The sequence below is a fragment of the Klebsiella sp. HMSC16A12 genome (genome assembly GCF_001808265.1).
Taxonomy (GTDB): Bacteria; Pseudomonadota; Gammaproteobacteria; order Enterobacterales; family Enterobacteriaceae; genus Klebsiella; species Klebsiella pneumoniae.
Map to the genome: position 1 here is coordinate 96,572 of NZ_KV792651.1, position 19,416 is coordinate 115,987.

General features: G+C 49.5%; 19 protein-coding genes. 9 read left to right on the forward strand and 10 right to left on the reverse strand.

The annotated features are described in order from the left end of the window. Positions 1–2: 2 nt before the first annotated feature. From HMPREF3140_RS26400 to HMPREF3140_RS26410, 3 genes are all read left to right on the forward strand, one after another. Positions 3–401: a TIGR03751 family conjugal transfer lipoprotein gene (locus HMPREF3140_RS26400; protein ID WP_070553206.1), complete on the forward strand. Its 399-nt coding sequence runs from the start codon at positions 3–5 to the stop codon at positions 399–401. Continuing rightward, positions 398–3,175 (forward strand): conjugative transfer ATPase, encoded by a 2,778-nt coding sequence (locus HMPREF3140_RS26405; protein WP_175437609.1) that lies wholly within the window; start codon positions 398–400, stop codon positions 3,173–3,175. The genes HMPREF3140_RS26400 and HMPREF3140_RS26405 overlap by 4 nt, the downstream gene beginning before the upstream one ends. A 209-nt stretch (positions 3,176–3,384) precedes the next feature. Continuing rightward, positions 3,385–4,779 carry a HEPN domain-containing protein gene (locus tag HMPREF3140_RS26410; RefSeq protein ID WP_070553211.1) on the forward strand — a complete coding sequence of 465 codons (1,395 nt, stop codon included), beginning with the start codon at positions 3,385–3,387 and terminating at the stop codon, positions 4,777–4,779. Positions 4,780–5,053: 274 nt separating this feature from the next. On the opposite strand, the gene HMPREF3140_RS26415 is transcribed toward HMPREF3140_RS26410, so the two are convergent. From HMPREF3140_RS26415 to HMPREF3140_RS26435, 6 genes are all read right to left on the reverse strand, one after another. Continuing rightward, entirely contained in the window at positions 5,054–6,193 is a 1,140-nt protein-coding gene (locus HMPREF3140_RS26415; RefSeq protein ID WP_070553214.1) for a PIN domain-containing protein, read from the reverse strand. A gap of 383 nt (positions 6,194–6,576) precedes the next feature. Next, positions 6,577–7,389 (reverse strand): hypothetical protein, encoded by an 813-nt coding sequence (locus HMPREF3140_RS26420; RefSeq protein ID WP_070553216.1) that lies wholly within the window; start codon positions 7,387–7,389, stop codon positions 6,577–6,579. Positions 7,390–7,779: 390 nt separating this feature from the next. After that, the gene (locus HMPREF3140_RS26425) at positions 7,780–8,619 is read right to left on the reverse strand and encodes a hypothetical protein (RefSeq protein ID WP_070553217.1); all 840 of its coding nucleotides are present in this window, start codon (positions 8,617–8,619) and stop codon (positions 7,780–7,782) included. Between the two features lie 111 nt (positions 8,620–8,730). Further along, a complete protein-coding gene (locus HMPREF3140_RS29150; protein ID WP_210406522.1) occupies positions 8,731–9,012 on the reverse strand; it encodes a 3'-5' exonuclease in 282 nt (93 codons plus the stop codon). 20 nt (positions 9,013–9,032) lie between these two features. Beyond that, positions 9,033–10,478, reverse strand: coding sequence for a UvrD-helicase domain-containing protein (locus HMPREF3140_RS26430; RefSeq protein WP_210406521.1), 1,446 nt, complete (start codon positions 10,476–10,478; stop codon positions 9,033–9,035). After that, positions 10,475–12,223, reverse strand: a complete 1,749-nt coding sequence (locus tag HMPREF3140_RS26435; protein WP_070553219.1) for an ATP-dependent nuclease — start codon at positions 12,221–12,223, stop codon at positions 10,475–10,477. The genes HMPREF3140_RS26430 and HMPREF3140_RS26435 overlap by 4 nt, the downstream gene beginning before the upstream one ends. A gap of 384 nt (positions 12,224–12,607) precedes the next feature. Between HMPREF3140_RS26435 and HMPREF3140_RS26440 the strand changes: the two genes are divergently transcribed. From HMPREF3140_RS26440 to HMPREF3140_RS26460, 5 genes are read left to right on the forward strand one after another with little or no spacing between them, the layout of a single operon-like run. Next, positions 12,608–13,003 carry a TIGR03757 family integrating conjugative element protein gene (locus tag HMPREF3140_RS26440; protein WP_070553221.1) on the forward strand — a complete coding sequence of 132 codons (396 nt, stop codon included), beginning with the start codon at positions 12,608–12,610 and terminating at the stop codon, positions 13,001–13,003. After that, positions 13,000–13,941, forward strand: a complete 942-nt coding sequence (locus tag HMPREF3140_RS26445) for a TIGR03756 family integrating conjugative element protein (RefSeq protein ID WP_070553223.1) — start codon at positions 13,000–13,002, stop codon at positions 13,939–13,941. Before HMPREF3140_RS26440 ends, HMPREF3140_RS26445 begins: the two co-directional genes overlap by 4 nt. 15 nt (positions 13,942–13,956) lie before the next feature. Further along, positions 13,957–15,378: an integrating conjugative element protein gene (locus HMPREF3140_RS26450; RefSeq protein WP_070553225.1), complete on the forward strand. Its 1,422-nt coding sequence runs from the start codon at positions 13,957–13,959 to the stop codon at positions 15,376–15,378. After that, a complete protein-coding gene (locus HMPREF3140_RS26455; RefSeq protein WP_016809400.1) occupies positions 15,375–15,716 on the forward strand; it encodes a hypothetical protein in 342 nt (113 codons plus the stop codon). Before HMPREF3140_RS26450 ends, HMPREF3140_RS26455 begins: the two co-directional genes overlap by 4 nt. A gap of 2 nt (positions 15,717–15,718) precedes the next feature. Next, on the forward strand, positions 15,719–17,248 hold the full coding sequence (locus HMPREF3140_RS26460; protein ID WP_070553227.1) for a conjugal transfer protein TraG N-terminal domain-containing protein: 1,530 nt from the start codon (positions 15,719–15,721) through the stop codon (positions 17,246–17,248). 43 nt (positions 17,249–17,291) lie between these two features. Here HMPREF3140_RS26460 and HMPREF3140_RS26465 read toward each other — a convergent pair whose 3' ends face one another. Further along, a complete protein-coding gene (locus tag HMPREF3140_RS26465; RefSeq protein WP_040236214.1) occupies positions 17,292–17,591 on the reverse strand; it encodes a hypothetical protein in 300 nt (99 codons plus the stop codon). Between the two features lie 226 nt (positions 17,592–17,817). Then, positions 17,818–18,069: a helix-turn-helix domain-containing protein gene (locus tag HMPREF3140_RS26470; RefSeq protein ID WP_016809397.1), complete on the reverse strand. Its 252-nt coding sequence runs from the start codon at positions 18,067–18,069 to the stop codon at positions 17,818–17,820. A 103-nt stretch (positions 18,070–18,172) separates the two neighbouring features. On the opposite strand from HMPREF3140_RS26470, the gene HMPREF3140_RS26475 reads away from it, so the two are divergent. Next, positions 18,173–18,418, forward strand: a complete 246-nt coding sequence (locus tag HMPREF3140_RS26475; protein ID WP_040236217.1) for a helix-turn-helix domain-containing protein — start codon at positions 18,173–18,175, stop codon at positions 18,416–18,418. 78 nt (positions 18,419–18,496) lie between these two features. Here the strand turns inward: HMPREF3140_RS26475 and HMPREF3140_RS26480 are convergent, their stop codons facing one another. Both HMPREF3140_RS26480 and HMPREF3140_RS26485 read right to left on the reverse strand, forming a co-directional pair. Further along, positions 18,497–18,952: a cold shock domain-containing protein gene (locus HMPREF3140_RS26480; RefSeq protein WP_070553229.1), complete on the reverse strand. Its 456-nt coding sequence runs from the start codon at positions 18,950–18,952 to the stop codon at positions 18,497–18,499. 140 nt (positions 18,953–19,092) lie between these two features. Beyond that, positions 19,093–19,353 (reverse strand): helix-turn-helix domain-containing protein, encoded by a 261-nt coding sequence (locus HMPREF3140_RS26485; RefSeq protein WP_040236221.1) that lies wholly within the window; start codon positions 19,351–19,353, stop codon positions 19,093–19,095. Positions 19,354–19,416 lie beyond the last annotated feature (63 nt).

A 19,416-nucleotide genomic window follows, 5' to 3' on the forward strand; every position in this document is an offset into this window, starting at 1 on the left:
GAATGATGCCCAGAATATATTTACTTCTGGCCGCGCTATGGCTGGCCGGATGCAGTACGTCAAAAGAGCAATTACTTCCCCCGGGGGATTCCACCATGCTGGATCTGTGGCAGCAAAAAAGCGGCTCGCCGCAGATGGCCGCAGAAGCGCGCGCCGTGCTGCGCCGCGACCTGAATGACGTCGAGCGGAACGCGCAGCCAGCAGTGGCGGAAAGCTACAGCCGGGATGCTAACAGCGAGATCCAGCAGCAGTTTCCCCGCCTGCCCAATCCCGATCTGGTGATGTATGTCTTCCCGCATATGACGGTGGGCAACGTGCCAGTGCCGGGCTACAGCACGGTATTTCCTTTCTACAGTCAGGTGCAGTATGCCCTGCCGGGTGAACGAGTGGGAGCGCTGTGATGTTTAGCCTATTTACGCGTGAAAAGGCGGCGGCACCTGTGCCGCAGGCTGAAGAGAAGGCGGTACTTAAACCGTTGTTGAGGAAATCGGGCAAGCTGAAAATCTCGGATGAGCAAGCGCGCTACCATCGTGAACCGTCATTGATTGACTACTTGCCCTGGGTTGAATATCTGCCGTCCAGCCAGAGCATTTTGCTGGATGACGGCGTGTCGGTGGGCGCGGTGTTCGACGTGCTGCCGGTCGGTTCGGAAGGGCGCACGGCGGAGCGCCTGGAGGAGATCCGCGACGTCATTGAAGACGCCATTCAGGACAGCTTTGACGAGCGGGATACTTGCCCGTGGGTGATCCAGTTCTTCTGTCAGGATGAAACAGACGTCACCGCCTATCTGGACAGGCTGCGCGGTTACATCAAGCCCTGGGCGCAGGGGAGCGCCTTCACCGAGGACTACCTGCGGGAGATTGAAGGCCACATGCGCGGGATCGCCGTACCGCAAGGGCTGTTTATTGATAAGACCGTCACCGGCGCGCCGTGGCGCGGCCAGCAGCGGCGTACCCGCATGGTGGTCTATCGCTATGTAGACCCCGCCCAGCGCGACCCGTATTCACCCGAAACGGCGCTGGATCAGGTGTGCGAGCGGCTGGTTTCCGCCCTGAACGGCGCGGGCGTGGTGGCGGAACGCCAGAATGGAGAACAGATCCACGCCTGGCTGCTGCGCTGGTTTAACCCCAACCCGCAGTGGGTGGAAAAGGAGGTGCTCTACCGCACCGCTCGCCATCACGACAATCCACATAACGCACTGCCGCTGATGACCGACTTCAGCGAATCCTTATGGTTTACGCCGCCGCGCTCGGATGCGGAAAACGGCGTCTGGTGGTTTGACGAACAGCCTCACCGGGCGGTAACTATCGATCGCCTGCGTCGCCCCCCTGCGGTGGGGCATCTGACCGGGGAGACCCGCAAGGGTGACAACATCAATGCCCTGATGGACCTCATGCCGGAAGGCACCGTGATGTGCATGACCATTGTGGTGCAGGCACAGGACGTGCTGGAAGAGCGTTTTACCCATCTGGCAAAAAACGCGATTGGCGAAAACGTGGAATCGTCCCGGGTGCGGGAAGATGCGGCCATTGCCAAGTCGTTTCTGGGCGAGCGGCACAAGCTCTATCACGGCAGCATGACGTTTTTGCTAACGGCTCCGGATCTGCCGCAGCTCCAGTCGCGCCAGCGCGAGCTGAACGCAGTATTGCTGAACGCCGGTTTACAGCCCACCCGGGGCGAATACGAGGTTGCGCCGCTGAATGGGTACCTGCGCGCCATGCCGATGTGCTTTAACCCGGCCCGGGATAAGCACCATTGGTATACCCGCCTGACCTTTGTCCAGCATCTGGCGAACCTGTCGCCGCTGTTCGGGCGGGATATCGGCACCGGCAACCCGGGATTCACCTTCTTTAATCGCGGCGGCGCGCCGCTCACGTTCGATCCGCTGAACAGCAATGACCGTACCAAGAACGCCCATATGGCGATTTTCGGGCCGACGGGCTCCGGCAAGTCGGCCACGCTCAACAGCCTGTTTTCCCAGCTGATGGCGATCCACCGGCCCCGGTTGTTTATCGCTGAAGCCGGGAACAGCTTCGGCCTGTTTGCCGACTACTGCGGCGAGCTGGGGCTGACGGTGAACAAAATCAGCATCAAGCCGGGCTGCGGGATTTCTCTGGCCCCGTTTGCCGATGCACATAAGCTGATTGAGCAGCCGGTGGCCGCCGTCAGCGAAAGCGAGCTTAGCGACGGCATTGATATTGACGACGTTGACGGTGAAGAGGACGGTGACGAAGAGCGCGATATTCTGGGGGAGCTGGAGATCGCCGCCCGCCTGATGATCACCGGCGGGGAGGAGAAGGAAGAGGCTAGGCTGGAACGCGCCGATCGCGGCATGATGCGCGAGGCCATTCTGGTGGCGGCGCAACAGGCCTGGGACGAAGGCAGGCAGATGATCACCGGCGACCTTCAGGCGGCGTTTTATCAGTTTGCCCGCGACCCTGCCCGCCCTGCTGAACGTCAGGTACGCGCCCAGAATATGGGGGAGTCGCTCGGCGTGTTTATGCAGGGCTTTCTGGGCGAGCTGTTTAATCGCCCGGGCGAGAACTGGCCGGAAGCGGACGTGACGCTGATTGACCTCGGCACGCTGGCGCGTGAAGGCTACGAAGCGCCGCTGGCGGTGGCCTATATATCGCTGGTAAATACCATCAATAATCTGGCGGAACGCGATCAGTTCGACGACCGGGAAATCGTGTTCGCCACCGATGAGGCCCATATGATCACCACTAACCCGTTGCTGGCACCCTACGTGGTGAAGGTGGTCAAGATGTGGCGAAAGCTGGGAGCATGGCTCTGGCTGGCGACGCAGAACCTCGATGACTACCCCAATGCGGCGAAAAAGATGCTCAACATGATCGAATGGTGGCTGTGCCTGGTGATGCCGCCGGAAGAGGTGGAGCAGATAGCGCGCTTTAAAAAGCTGACGGAGGAGCCGAAGGCTATGCTGCTGTCGGCCAACAAAGCGAAGCACTGCTATACCGAGGGCGTGGTGCTCGCCAGCCGGATTGAGGCGTTGTTTCGCGCCGTGCCGCCCAGCCTGTACTTGGCGCTGGGGATGACGGAGAAAGAGGAGAAGGCGCAGCGCAGGGCGTTGATGAATGAATACAGCATCAGCGAGTTGGGGGCCGCGAAGCGGGTTGCCCGGCAGTTGGACGAATTGCGGGGGATAGTTCGTTAGGGGGATGAGGCTGAGAAAGCGTGCACTGGATGTAGGGAATGCAGGGTACCTGGGGGTCGGTTGGGCGAACTCATACCGCCTTGCATCAGTTCTGTGAGCTGTTCAGGGAACGATTGTAGGGGGAAGGGTTAACATAAATTACAGTTTTCTATTCTAGTTGGATTATGAAATAGTTGTTCTTATGGTCGAGCGAGCGAGGGAACGAATCAATGCAACTATCACTGGATGGGGAAAAACAGTTTGTAAAACTGTTTATGGAGCTGGCTCGAGCATACAAGCTATGGGTAGACGATCATAAAGCTTATTTCCAGGAGATGGAAAAGGACAACCTAATAGCGATAACTATTAATGCACCACATAACATGCAGGAGGAAATGTCTGGAAAATATAAAAGGCAAGAACCTTGTATTTATCAGTTGCATCATACATCTTGTTCGTTGAGTATCATGAGAGAATTGGCAATACTTATTCGCAGAAGCAGTAATCTGAACTGTTTGCCTTATGAGTTGCATCCTGTAATAGAAGCTATAGTCTATGAATACGTCAATGTTGAACTGGATAGTTTTATTGATTGCGTTGTGAAAAATGGAGAGCATTGCAATATCGAGTTTGATGTTCTAAAAAAAATAGCTACTGATAGGATTCGGATTTTCAAAAAGGAATTTTCATCTTCAGTATATCAATTCCCAGTGACTATGTTTAATTTAAACGGTGAGCTAAAACTGAGCGATAGTATTCTCTTGTTGCCTGTAGATACAATGGACTTGGCTGAAGAAGAATTGGCTTTATATAAAGATACCAGAACATTTGACTACAATTATTATCTTGAAGTCCATGTGAAAACACGATGTAGCAAGCAGTTAGCTTTACAACAAGCCGAAAAAGCAAGGGACGCTACTTATAATATCTTAAAACTCTTAGCTACGCGTTTATCACCTAGGGCAATTCCTCTACTCACGTCTAAAGATAGAATTACCCATCCATTTGATTTTTATCGACATGGAAAAGATGAAAATAATATAAGCAATACAATGAATTATAATTTTCCATTTTTTCAATTTGACTCCAAGGAGTTTTGGCTCGTTTTTCACCAAAGCAGAAATGTTGACTCAAGCCTTATTGACATAGCATTTAAGATAGTGGAGTTACTTTTACTTCCAAATTTCTCCAGTCAGCGAGTTGTAGAGCGTCTGGAACGTTCTCTATTATGGTATGGGGACGCCGTTACTGAGTCTAGCTTCTATCAGCAAGTACAAAAACTAGTAAGTTCGATGGAGGCATTAGTTAATTTTCATGATGATGATACTACGGAAACATTTAAAAGAAGAGTAACTTATTTGAATATTACCCATGTTGGTCTTGATGATGAGATTAGAAATAAAGCTAAACAGCTTTATGATGCTCGTTCAAAAATCGTTCATGGATCATCTGTTGATGAAAGGTTTGATTTTTGCATTATCAGTTTTTGCGCTGAGACTCTACTGAGAGCAATTTATTATTTTTCTCTTTTTGGTTTTGAAAAAACTGGATTTAATAAAACGTTACCTAAATTTTTGGATGAATTACCAAAAAGAGCCGTGCTTCGGTGTGATGAAAAGTTGTAGAGTGCAAGCTGGATAATGCAGGTGTTTGGTCGTGACTTGATGGCAATCATATGCAAAATTTAATTACATTCGTAATAGTTCAAATTTGCAATTTAAGTATGAGCTACTCCCTTTTCTTTTCGCGAGCTTCCTTTAGTGAAAAGCCCTTGCTGACCGTCATCGATCGCAGAATATTTTCCCTGTTCCTTATAGTCGGCTAGAAATTTTTATGTCTAGCCGTACTTTTAATCGTTGACCAATGTCAGAGTTCTGTGAAAATACTCTGTTATAGATTTTAATCTTCGTAGTCGCTCCGCCAATCAGGTTCAATCTCACCAAAATTTGCACTGCTGATATTTTCAAGTACTTCAATTTCAGCAATTTCTATATCATCGAAGTCTTGGGAGAAATTACCGGCAAGAGTTAATAGTATATCTGTATGATATGTCTCAGTTGTCGTGCAAACATTTCCGCCCATATTAACATAATCTTTATCTATTGGGTCTGTCATTGAGAAATCGAAGCTGGCTTCAACTTCCACTTCGACAATAGCACCGACCTTTAAGACTATTACCCCGTCATCGATTCTTACTACTCGTATTTTAACTAGTCCGTTATTGTCTGTGTCCAACTCGTGTGAAATATATGTTGCAGAAACATCTTCCCATTCAAAATACATATGTGAGTCGGCGTCAATCCATATGTCGCAGTCGTCAAGACTATCGGTAATTGCTTGTTCAATTTCTTGTAGTATATGATTTTCACTATCAAGTAAAGAATCTTCTCTGATATGAGCAATAATTTCTGCCACTTTAGTGTGTGGTTGGAATTTTTCTAATGCCTCTGCTAATGTTGAGACTAATGTGATTTTTGTTGAATTTTCAGCGAAATCTCTCCAGCCTTTATCTAGGCTAACAGCGATAACATTTACATTATTTTCTTCTGCCCATCCTTCAATAGATAGTAAGGCAATAGCGTCTGGAAATTCATTTTTCTTATCTCTTCCTGTTTCAAATGGTGCCTCAGTAGAAAAATACATTCTCATTAGAGCAGATAAGTCGGCATATTTATCGGAGTCTATTTTTTCAGCTCCAATGAAATCATAATATTTATTTAGTCGTGAATCTGCGATCTCTTCTTCACTGCCTTCTACAGACAATAGTCCCCTTGCACTATTAATGTCAGCGGCTTTTATTTTTAATTGCTTATCTGCTGATCTTAGTGCTTGCTCAATTGATGTACGTGTTTTTGATATTTCTTGCCCAATGTGTTTTATAGCTTCATTGTGCACTATGTCTGTCTGAATGACTTTTACTGGACTTTCTTTGAATTGTCTCATCTGTGCCAGCAAGCCTTCATAAAATTTATATCCCTCAGCCTTGAGAGTCGCGTTATCTAGGGTGATGGCACTGAAATCTAATTCTATTTTTTCCATAGTACGTACCTTCAATTTTGCAGTGTTTTACTTGTGATATCACGCTTATTTGATATGGGCATATTACCCACTAGTGTAAATTTTCATGTACAACACTACGCCGGTTTGATTTATTTTACAAGAAGTTATATGAGTGGTGAGCTAGCTTTATGGACAAAATTTCAAATTCCGTATGACAAAACTAGCAAAGCTTTTCAGTAACATCTTCCGTTTTCTACAGCTTATTTTTATGTATTGAATCTTGGAAAGAGCAGCTGTAGCCCGTGTAATGGTGGATTTAATGGGGTACCAGCACGCTTTATAACATCAGCTAGAGGTATTTTAGCGCCATGCTCGGAGTGACTTTGGCGCTTAATAAGAGATCTTAACGACAGTCGCTTTTTTTAGTCTTTTATGGAGGTTAGAACCTTGAGCCCTCCAATGGCCGATGATTCAACAGTACATGGAAAATCATCCATTAACCCTAAATGATTCTGACTAACTAAAGTTTTTAACGGTTTTTCAGTCAAAAATAAATTGCAATATCCTAGCGCTGCTTCAGCATGATGGAAATCCAGAAGATCATTACCTGTAAGTTGGCGTTTTTGGTCCCACCTTACTGCTGAATAACAGCAAGCTTTTATATGCAATGTTCGTATTAGCTTTGAAAATTCTTTAAATCGTTGTTGGTCAGATAGCTTTTCTTTATTAGCGTTAAATAGATCATATCCTGCATTACTAACCTCTTTAAATAATTGTAGCAATTGTTCATTAAACAGGCTTAATCCACCTTCAAACTCAACACGATATGCCTGTTGGTAGCTTCGGATTTCATCTGCATGTTCTTTATTACCTGAATTAAGTTGGTCTGCCAGTGCCTGCCCGTTGAATTGCTCCCAACTCTCGAAATTTAAATAACCCATTATTTTAGTGAGTGTAATATCCCACATATAATCGAAAAAAGATTTTTGAATAGCCAATTGCTCAGCCGGTTCAAAGGCGGTTTGATATGGATGTGTTTCACCAAATACATGGCTAAGCTTTGTCCATACCAAGTTATCTATTGATATAAGATTTTTAACGCCTGCCATTGAATAAAAAGCATTAGCTAATTCTTGCATTATCCTTTCGGGACTCACAATGAGTGTGATACCAAAACTTAGGCGATCAATTAACTTTGCAGTAGCAAGTCTTGTTTTTTCATCACTCTGTTTCATAAGCTCAATAAAAACAGTCTCGGATATAGGGCAAATAGCCGTACCGTTATCAACTAGACTTTTAATCTGATTAAGAAGTTGTATGAAATTTTCATCATGATTTATACCAAGTTCAACATCTCTGAAAAAATCCAGAATCGAAGGTCGAGATATATTTTATATTTTCCTGAAATCTCACTCCCAAGCTGTATTCGTTTGTTTTTTACATGTTGTTCCAAAGTGACATCAGGATGTTTTCTGTGTGAATCTATTTTATTAGACATAGCTTTCATCTCCATTTTTAATCTTTAAAAAGGTTATAAGCTTTGCACTGGTAAGTTTTTACCAGCCCTAATGATAAAGGGCGAAAAGAGCAAGTTTAACGTAAATTAATGGCATTGTTGAATACACTTATGACCTATTTGGTTGTTTTGCCAGTTTTCCCTTCGGTGATAGTTCAGAACCCAGAAGGTTCTTCATCTGTTGATATTCATTGGATCTACGGAATGAACGATACATATAGATTAAATTAATCCCCAATTTATTTAGGCTGGATGAGAGCTCTTGATCGGCTTCTGCTCCGAAAAATATATTGAATTTAATTCCTGGGATGAAGAATGACATACACATATTCTTTTCAATATCACCTGAAGGCAGAGACATTATTGGCACCGGTTCTACATCGTTATCTACGCATACCGTAATATAGATATTTGAGGGGAATTCTACATTTTTAAGAAGATAATTCTGCAAGGATTCCTTGAACTCTTTTGGGAGAGCGTTATTTAGATTGGCGATGTCATCGTTGCCCCAATTTGTAGCGGTTACCCTCCAGGCAATACTGGCAGCAAAATACATGAATTTTTCGGAGTTAAATTTTAATATGTCTTTGGGGTTGAAATAAGAGAACCCATTTACATGAATGCTTGGTGTGGAGCTATCCAGTACCCTTTTTAATTCGAATGTTTGAGGATTCTTCATGCATTTTTCTACTACATATTTTTCACCGTATTTATTAAAACGGTCCTCGCAAACACCACACAGCAGCTTTTTTGTAATTTGAGAATTTGAATAGTAAGACGATTTTTGACTTTTACTGGCCCATATGGGGGCTGAATCATAAGGATGAAATGTACGAGTAATTACCTTATATAAGCTTTTTGGCATTAGATGGCTATTTTTCAGAACTGCATATTTACCACATAACTCGCATTTTTCTTCAGGCGTATTTTGTTCTATTTCTTTGACCATTGTGCCTCCGGAGAACTAACATTGTGTACACCAAGCAAATTTTTGTTAAAGCCATGTCTGTTTAAGTGCTATCACTTCGCTTAATCTCTACTCTGACTACAGAGCTAATGCTTAACTGCTTTGTACTGGTACCGACAGCCTATCGATTTCCTGAAAACCTCGAGCAATCAAAGCAGGACGCAATTCTTTCAATGCATTGGCGGGCACGCCAAGCCACAGAAGATTACGAGCTCGGGTTACAGCTACATAACCAATACGTCCAACTTCGGTATCGACTCCAGCCAATAGTGCGCCGACATGTTCCCGATTCGTCAAATACAAGACTGCATCAAGGCTTTCCCCCTTCGCTTGGTGGACTGTATCTATGCGAATACGGGGTGATTCGTCTTTCATCGCAAGATCAGCTGTAGTGATTAGCGGTATATTAGACAACCCCTTTTAGCAAGTTTGTTGCCCAAGTTGTCGGCACTTACCAATCCATGGTCCTGTGCGATACGTGCCAGTAGAACCTTAGTCCTTTCCAGTAATAGTGGATGCCACTGTGTATCCCCAGCTAACGTTGCCGCAGGAAGCCCAGAGGATGGGTTACGAGTAAATGCCCATATGAGTCGTCGTAGCGCACGGTCATCAGGATAACGAGCTGGTTGAGTGATCCTTGAGACAAGCCCTTGTGGTGGGTTGGCAAGCAGACCAACAATACTGGCGGCCACTAGTTTGAATGCGGTAAGGTAGTCTTGATTTTGATCGCGTAATATTGCGGCCTGTGCAAGATTTTTAACTGTACCCTGGCCTGGTGCTCCTTCATTGCCAGCGAGTGTGTCAGCCATACTACGGGCACGGCAGAGTACCGCTGAACGTTTGAGTTTAAGATCAGCAGCTAATACCGCAGTCTGGAATGCAGTAATCAGGCTTTCTCGCTCCGCATTGCGGTACGGAATAAAGAAGGCTCCATGTATTGTATCGGGTGTACTTCTATCAGCAGTGTCTCCTCGATTGGAAAGACTATTAGCCAAATCGAGAATCGGTGGAACAGAACGAAAGTTTTTGGTGAGTTGAAGACTGCTGACCCCCTTCCACTGACCGTATTGAGTCAGAAATACTCCATTAGCGCCCGCGAACTCGTAGATGCCCTGATTTGGGTCTCCGATTAATGAGATCTGGCAGCCTGCCCGAATTAGTAACTCAATGATGGCCTGATGGACTGTACCTATGTCCTGCGCCTCATCAATCAAGATATGTGGATATCGACGAACTAAGGCGCTTAGAATAATTGGTTGTTCTACCAAAGTACGATAGCACCAGTAACGCCCGAGGTTATGCGTGTAAGCTCCGATCTGTCCAAGACGATGTACAAGGCGTGTCGCTTGTGCTGTATCCAATTTTTGTGTTTTTTCGTGTTCGGAATAGAAGAAATAGATGCCATTTCTGTCTATACCTACCTGCATTTTTGTTATTTCGCGTGGGTATGTATTCGTCTGGAATTTGAAACCATTCAAGAACGCTTCGCCACCCATTACAAGGAATGCAGTCTGCTGAGCACCCATTGTTCGATATGCATGGGGACGCAGTACGTTACCAGTAATGAAGGAGTCAATTGTATCAATTTCAACTCGATTATGGGCGGCATTTGAGGGCGCGTTTTGGACTAATTTTTTGTATTCTTGTCGAAAGGTATCTACAGCAACGTTAGAAAACGACAGTAGAGCAATGCGACCACGATGCTCACCTAACTGTTGGCGCATATGTGCCAGTCGACGTACCGCTGTGAATGTTTTACCGCTGCCAGCACATGCAATCACGGATAATGGCGAAAGTGGCGCGTTGATAATTTGTAATTGTTCGTCGGATGGTTGGGTCATAGCTCTATCTCCTTGATTTGGCAGGCATGGGCTATGGCATTTTTGATGTAGTCAGGTACGCTACAAGCAACACCGCTGGAAATCACTTGCGCGAGTGTTTGACCAAAGCGTCCTTTTTGCACGTTGTTTTGTGAACGCTCAAACATTCCGCTGAAAAGGGCTCGAGCCTTGGCTGTATCGCCTTCTGCGGCATTTACTGCTTCCGAGACGTTTTGACCTATTTTCGGATGTAATTCCTTTAGCGCAATTAACATTGCTGCACGATTGTCTGCATGCAGGGCTAGATCGTATTCGAGAGTTTTAACCCCATGAAAGACTTTGACAAAGGCATCCTCGCTTTTCTTCATTTTGGCGGTATTGTCTGAGACTTTCACTACATCACCGAGCGCTGGATAGGCCGCCTGTGGTTCTTCGACACCATCGCTCTCATCGACAGGGTCTGCATCAGTGATAATTGCTACTGGGATATTTAGCGCGTTTTCGCCGAAAAGTGGTAAAAAGGAATCAAAATTCAATCCTTCGACACTGATCAGACTAACGCCATGTTCACGTAATCTATATCCACATTTTTCTGCCAGTACGCTGACCAGCATTAACTCAGCTGCGCCCTCGACGAAGATTGCTCTGCGAGCAAAGAACAGTTCGGCTCGGGTCACATCGAGGTAACGTTCCAGTTTTTCCCGCTTTCCTTTGTCAAAGGAAATTGTGCGTGGAAAGAATGTTTTCACAGACGTCCCCGTATCAACCAAGCAGGCGATGCTGTCGAGATCGGCAATACTGGCAAAATTAGGTGAATGGCTGGTGACAAATAATTGGACGGGTTTTTCTCCTTCGACAGCTTTAATCGTTCCTAAATAATCTAATAGTACAGCCTGAAGCTGTGGATGCAGATGCGCCTCTGGTTCTTCGACTATCAGGCTGCGATAGCTCGCCTCCGGGTTCTTAGCGAGCTCGCTGAGTACTACTGCCATAAAGATCAAGTTGTTGAAACCGAGTCCGTTTTGCTCAATCTCAAAAGCATCCACTATTAATGACAGACGAGCTGCTAGCCGTTGAAAGTCACTGCCACTTAAGCCGAGATCCAAGGCTTGAGCAAGTTGGGGGCCAAGCATAGTCCCGTGTCGGTTCTGGATTGCGGTATAAGTGTTAATGATAGGTTTGTGCTTCTTCAATTCGTCGTCAAGTTTCTTCAGTGCATCGTTGATACCATCCCGTCCAGCATCGTCGGCCAGAAGCTGAAATAGTCGAGATAGTTGGCTTGTGCGACTTGGGCGGAGACCTTGGGAGGCATCCCGCATCGGGGGGAGGTAGACACCTCGAAGGTTTTCCATCATGTCTGTGGTTAACCCTATTTCTTCGTGGTCGCCGCACCAGCGCTTAGCTCGTAGCCTTCCAGTTTTATCGGCTTCTGAGTAACGAATTGTGATGTGAGCTTCAAGTTTTCCAACTGCGTCAGGTTTTAACGCGGCCAGAAAGTCTGCTTCATTGTCTGGATCTAAATCGCGAAAGACGTATTGGAATTCAATATCGCCTTTGGGAACACCTCCTTTAGGTCGGTGTATGTCCTCGTTGTCGAGGCGAGGATACGGCTCATCATGCCCTGCAAGAAGTGCACGCAATGCATCAATTACAGCGGTCTTGCCAACGTTGTTAGGACCGACCAGAACATTCAGTCCAGGTTGAAAGTTAAGTTCGGCTTTCTCCAATTTCCTGAAATTCGAAATTCTCAGTTGTGCCAAATACATCGATGGTTTCCTTCCTTGCGTTCGATTTGCGATTCGGTCGTTGATATACGACCACCCAGCTCACATCCAATCTCACCTAAAAGTAATCATAATATTATTCCCTCTAATTTAATGTTGTTATGGTTAAAGTAAAATAGATCAAAACGATATATCTGTTTTGATGACATGGCCTGAAGCGCTATCTTGCTGAGTAATGCTTTGGATCCTTGATATAGGAAGGCGAAATTATCATTACACTTTAAATGGAGTACTGTTATTGAAATTCTGCCGTTTTCCTCGGCTCTTACTTGATTAATTAAATCTTCAAAACCCAATTAACAGTTCTTTACTGCCTTTTATCCCACCCCAACGCACCCTGTCGCTTTCCCCACACAGGAGTGCGTTATGCAACGACTACCCCTCATCATGGCATCGCTGGTGCTGGCCGGGCAGGCCTGTGCCGACGTGGTTTTGTACACCGACCGCCATCACTCTCCGCTAGATAACGACCCGCAGGTCACGGTGGTCTGGCTGGATGCGCCGGATACGGTACAGCAGCAGATTTTCGGCAATCTGGCGCTTGAGCCCGACAAAGCGGAGCGGCAGGCAAAGGCGTTACCTCAGTCGCCGAACTGGGCACGTCAGCAGGCGCGGATCGTCGATGCCTGGCAGGGCGTACTGAAGGCCTGGCAACTGGACATTCGCAAGGTGCCCGCCGTGGTGTTTGACGATCGCGATGTGGTGTACGGCACCACGGATATTCAGCGTGCGGCACAGTTGCGCGCAGGGAGCAGGCCATGAAGCGCCGGTTTGCTTATCCACTGGCCGCGCTGCTGATGGCCGGAAGCACCATACCAGCATCCGCCTCGCTAACCACGCCCCAGCTCGTCGCCAGCGCCGCGTGCCCGGACTGCATTGACTATCGGGTGGTGGGCGTTTGCTACTGGCTGCTGTGTACCCCGTTTGGTTGCAGCGTCAAGACGTCGGTAAAAGTACGTCACTTTATCCCGCAGGTGGTGGTGTCGGCCTATCGCCAGCCGGGCGATAACCCGTGGCGTGAGGTCGCGATGCTGAGCCGCAGCGCATTAGGTGGGCTGGCTGACGGTGGCGGTGAGAATCAGCAAAAGCGCGGCCAGCGTAAAGACAATGTGCGCTACCGCAGCGTGGACGCGATCGGCCATCCTGCCGCCAGCCTTATCGGCCAGCAGACCTCCAGCTATTCCTGCAAGGGAGCCGCCACCGCTTGGGTACCATATTTCCTGAGCAATCTGGATGCGCTGATGTGGCGCACCGGTTTGCCGGAAAGCTTCTACCCGGAGGCGCTCACCCCGGGGCGGCGGGAAATCGGTGCAACCACCGCCGGGAACATGTGGGGTAACGTCTATCCCCGTTCCGGCTTTGTCACACAGACGGATGACTATAAGGCCGCTGCCGTGACGGCCCAACGTGCGGCAGACATCATTACCCGCCCCGGACAGATCCACGTTTATCAGACGCTGAAGGCCAACGCTTCCGCTGGCTACTGGCCGCCCGATCCGGTGACGGAAAACACCGGCACCCGCAACCATAAATGGCAGCGCCTCGCTCCGAAGGTGTACATGTCCTGCGCCGTGTTTCCCGATCGCGCCTTTTCCTATGCCGAAGACGGCAACTATGCCTGGGCGCTGTGGCAGCCCTTTGCCTGCTGCAAAAAGCGCGGCCAGACGTTTCTTTTCAGCACCGATATTGGTGGCTATTAACCTCAGGGAGTGACCATGTTCAGAATGACGATGTTTCAACGCATGTTTCTCGCCAGCCTGGTGCTGTGCAGCGCTTCAGCCAGCGCGGTGGATTTACCGGCGTTTTCCATGAACAGCTCAGGCAATGACACCAGTCGTCAGGTGCAGGGCGGTATTAACGACGATCTCTATTACGCCATCGGCGGCGGGACGGTGGTGTCCAACCCGCCCAGCGGCAACCGGCTGAATAAAATTGGCATGGGCGTTGGCTGGAATGCCGACCTGATGTGTGGAAATTTTGACGTCAAAACCACGGTAAAAAATCAGCTCAACGGCCTGACCAGCGGCTTTAAAGACATGATGGGGGACGTGATCAGCAGTGCGACCGGCGCGGTCGCCAGCCTGCCCGCGATGGTTATCCAGCGCGCCAATCCCGGCCTGTACGAGCTGTTAACCAACGGCACGCTTCAGGCCAACGCTTACTTTGATAAGGCGCAGTTGAACTGTCAGGCCATGTCGAAGAAGCTGGCGGATCACACCCTGTCCGGGCCGTGGGTGCAGGCCGCCGTTGGGGAGGAGTATCAGAACGCCCTGAGTGGGACGAGCGACGCGGTGAAGGCCGATCAGCAACTGAGCAAATCAACGGGAGCCGAGGGCGTCTCCTGGGTCGGCGGCAAAAAGCGTGGCGGTAAAGGGCAGGCCGCGATCCGGCCAACGCACGATATTGCCAGGGCCGGGTACAACATCCTCAATAAGCAGGCGGCGGACAGCAGCGCATCCATTAGTGAAAGCGCCTGTAACGGCGCGCTGTGCCGCAAATATAAAAACGGCGATGAGGCGGCTCAGGCGGTCGCCAGCGTGCTAGGCGATCGCTCTATTCGCACCTGTAAATCCGGCAATGAGTGCGCCAGCGGCGGGCTGGAGAACGAACCCGGCACCACGACGCCGGGAACCGGCTTCACGCCGATGCTCGATGAGACAACCCAGAAGAATTACGAGGTTCTGGTCGAGCTGGTGAACGGTTCATTGCCGGTCAATGCGGCTAATCTGGCGAAGCTGAAAACCGGTGACCTGACGGTGACGCGTGGCGTTGTTCAGGCGCTAAAGGATGACCCGGACAACACCGCTCTGGTGCAACGTCTGGCAAGCGAGCTGGCGATGGCGGACACGGTGGCGACCGCGTTCGGTATGCGCCGGATGTTAACCGCCGGGCAGTCGGAACCTCACGTTGCGGAGCAGCAGGAAGCGCTGACGGAAGCCGATCGCCGGCTGGAGTTTCTGGACCGGGAAATTGTGGCACTGAAGAACGAGATGGAGTTACGCAAGCAGATCAGCAACAACACCATTGTTACAGCGCTGTCGCGACAGACGCAGCGCGGCCTGGAGAACAGCGCCCGCCAGAAAAATCCCGATGCCGATGAAGCTGTGCAGCAGCTGGGTACGGAGGTGACGCCATGATGGTTTCCCGAAGAAAGATGCTCTGGTGCAGCATTCGCCTGAGCGGGAAAGTGTTACTGGCCATCGTCGGTTCGCTCGCTCTGGCGCTAGGGATCGGCTGGCTGGGCGTTCGCTATGCCGGAAGCCTGACGGCGTTTCGCGTCTGGCTGGATGATGCCGCCCCCTGGCTGCTGGTCTGGCGACTGGCGCTGTATGCGCTGATCGCCGGGCTGTGGTTTCAGCGGGTACGCCGCCGGTTGCTTCAGCAAACCGGCAACCTTGCCGCCGTTCGCCGCATCGAGTGGTTGATGGCGGGGATGACGCTCATGGTTGAACTGAATATTTACGCGGGGAGCTGACGATGAGTGCCGACAGCTATCTGGAGTATTTTCTCATCTTACTGGGCTGGATCCTGAATAACGCCATCTGGAAAACGCTGCTTTCAACCGGCCTGTTTGCGCTGCCCATTGCCGGTAAAGTGTTGGCGACCTGGTTACGAACCCGCGAAGAGGGGGACGATGAGGGCAATAAGGGCACGCTGGCGCTGGTGCGCATCGAGCACGTTATTTACGTGGCCTTCGTTGTGCTGATGTTTTGCGTGACGCCGGTCGTTAACGTGGATGTCAACACCATCAAGTTCAACAAGGAGCGCAGCGCCCGGTGTGGCGTAAACATCCCGCTCCCCCAGAAGTCAGGCTATGCCACGCTGATTAATGACTTTGACGGTAAAACGGCCATGGTGCCGGTGTGGTGGTACATGATCCACAGCCTGTCAAAAGGCGTAACGCACGCGACGATCGCCAGTATTCCCTGCGGTGATAATCTGCGTCAGCTACGTTTCGACGTGCAGCACACGCAGATAAAGGATCCGATCCTGCTGGAAGAGGTGCAGGACTTCGCTAATCAGTGCTATGCAAAAGCCTACTTCCGGCTGAAGTCGACCAATGCCCAGCTTTCGGATGCGACCATTAATTCCGTCGGCTGGATTGGCTCTGACTACTTTCTTTCGACGTCAGGGTATTACGACTATTACACCTCCACCAAACCGCGTTCGCAGTGGCCCTACGATGCGAATCGGGATGATGGTTATCCCGACGTAGGGCGGGGCGGCTACCCTACCTGTAAGCAGTGGTGGAACACTCCGACCGTCGGTCTGAAGACGCGGGTGATGAGCAGCTACAATGACATCACGACTCGCGCGCTGAAGAAAAAGTTCGGCAACGAATGGGAAGAGATCGCGCTGCGCTGGGTGGTTAGTCCGAAAAATGCCTCGCTTTCCGGCGATGGTGAAACCTATATGATGGGGAATAACGCGTCGGCGGGTACCTTCAGCTTTGTATCCAGCGCGCTGGGGAGCCTAGGCGTCGCTGCCGGGCAGGTGGTGGCGTTGCCCGGACTCGATATTCTCAAATATACCCTGCCGATGGTGCAGGCGCTGCTGGAAATGGCGCTGGTGATTGTCATTCCTCTGGTACTGATGTTCAGCGTCTATTCACCCAAGGCTGTGGTGACGGTCTCGTTCGCCATGTTTGCCCTGATGTTCCTCACGTTCTGGTGGGAGCTTGCGGGCTGGCTGGATGACCGACTGATCGACATTGTCTACAGCGGGCTGGATAACGTCGACGGCGGGAACCCGGTGCCTTTTGCTGACTTTGCCGGTTCAACGACGGACGGCTGGGTGATGAACCTGGTGATGGGGACGATGTATCTGGTGTTTCCGGCGTTCTGGATTGGGGCGTTGAGTTGGGCGGGAATTAAGGTCGGTGGTGAAGTGGCGGGGTCGCTGCAAAAAGGCGCAGGTAAGGCGCAATCAGCAGGAGAGAAAGGGGGAGAGGTTGCGTCAGACGTGGCCGGAGCTGCGATGACAAAGGGAAAATCGATGATGAAATAACCGTCGGCCAGAACTACCCGTTCATTATTCAGGGTGCTTCTGGTTATTTATCGTCTGATTGGCCGGGGTCAAAAGTACGATTCCTCAGACCTGTTTCATCATAATAGCCATATCCTTCCGGGCCATCCCGATAGCCTGCTTTTGTTATCGGGGTGTGCTTAGTGGAAATAGACAGTGCGCCGAACGCAAGAATCGGAAGCGCTTTGGCGATTTCTATGGCCCCAATGCCGATGCTTTTGGCGATTTCGGGAATATTGCCTTTCTTGACTTTGTGGCTGTCGGAAGACGGCGGGCGAGAAAGAATCTCTTCAATATCCTGCGGGTTAAACTTTTCTTCGCTCATCAAACCCTTCCCTGTTTTATGGCCGTGATATTGCTCCGATGCTAACGCACGGGGTGCTATTGTTCAACAAGTCGCCACATTCACAGGCCGTCCGTTATCCACAAATCCACATGAGCCTAAGCCAGCGAACCGGCCACCACCAAAGGGGCCGGTGAGCGGGAGCGGTCGACGTTCGTCAGAACGGCGATAGCGATTGTGGGGGTTGTGGGTAACGGTGTAAGGACGGTCAGAGTTTTGAACGCGTGTGGCGATGAACGGGATTTCCGGCTTCATCAAAATAACGGCTGGGCCAGATTATTTCTGGTGAAATGCCCAGCGCATCGGCAATAAGCTTCTCGCCTTTCGGCCACGGGCGGAGCAGCGCGTTAGCCAGCGTGGAGCTCGACAGGCCTGCGCTGCGTGAAACGGCGGCAAGCGATGTTCCTTTCTTTTTGAGCCCGGCGATGATGTCCGCCGGATGCCAGTCTTGTAAGTCCATGTTCTTCGTTCCGTAACGTTATCGAGCTACCGGTTATCCTGTTTTGGGATAATTATGTAAATGGCGGATATTCGATTTTGGGATATAACGCGGAATAGCTGCCATGTCATCAATATATTCATCTGAATATCAACTTGTTATAAAGAATCTTCGCGAGATAAGAATAAAGAAAGGCATTACTCAGGAAAGACTGGCTCAGGCATTGAAACGCCCACAATCTTTTGTTGCCAAGGTTGAAAGTGGTGAAAGAAGGTTAGATGTGATTGAGTTTGCCTATATTGCGGGGCTGCTGGGGATTGAACCGGCTCCGCTGCTACAAAAGATTCTGGTAAAGGTCACGCCGCTTTGATGGTGGAAGTGCTTTTACCTCTTTGACCACAAGCGGTGCGACCAGTTGCCATTAGTGGTGAAAGCGAACGGTTTAAGACTATTTTTTCTTACTTTTTTTGATCTCAATAACAATGGCCGTGGCGGTGTCGATAATGGCAACGGCAATGTTTCTTATCATTCCCCAGAATATATCGCCGAGATCATCCAGTATTGATGTGCCTGTAAAATCTTTTACGGTGCCGCCACAGAAAGGGCATAAGGACTTCTCTGATTCGCCTTTGTAGGTGACCAGGCGGGGAATTATTTGGCGGGCGCAGTGGGGGCACTTGATTTTGTTATCCTGAGTGGCGTGCTCAGGCTGCGAAAGAATGGTGACTTCAATCGCTTTTGGTCCTTTGGGTCCGGTGGCCGGGGTAAATGTGACCTGAGAGCCGGTGGCGGGCAGAACAGCGCCGATAACATCTCTGACGCCAAAGAAATAATCCTGATTACCTTCTGCGGTAATAAAGCCGTATCCCTTTTCCTGACTAAACCACTTCACCGTTCCTTTCACTCGAGCCATCCATGCTGTTCGTTTATAAACCAGCTGACATCTTATTCTGCGGTGTGGTTTCGTTCAACTGCTGTATGTTAATGAACAGGGGAGATGCAGAGGAGGGCGGTGTACTGTGCTATGAGCTAATAATTCTTACGCTATTTGTTGGTTTGTCCACTCCTTATCTGGCGCGTGAGTAATTTACCTTCACTGTCAAAATAGCGGCTGGGCCAGATTATTTCCGGTGAGATGCCCAGCGCATCGGCAATCAGCTTCTCGCCTTTCGGCCAGGGGCGGAGCAGCGCGTTTGCCAGTGTGGAGCTCGACAGGCCCGCGCTGCGTGAAACTGCGGCAAGCGATGTTCCCTTCTTTCTTAGCCCGGCGATGATGTCTGCCGGATGCCAGTCGTTGTTTTCCATGGTTTTATCTCCAGTATGCGAATCCATCTTTAGTAATTCTAAAGATAATTAATCTTAAGGAAT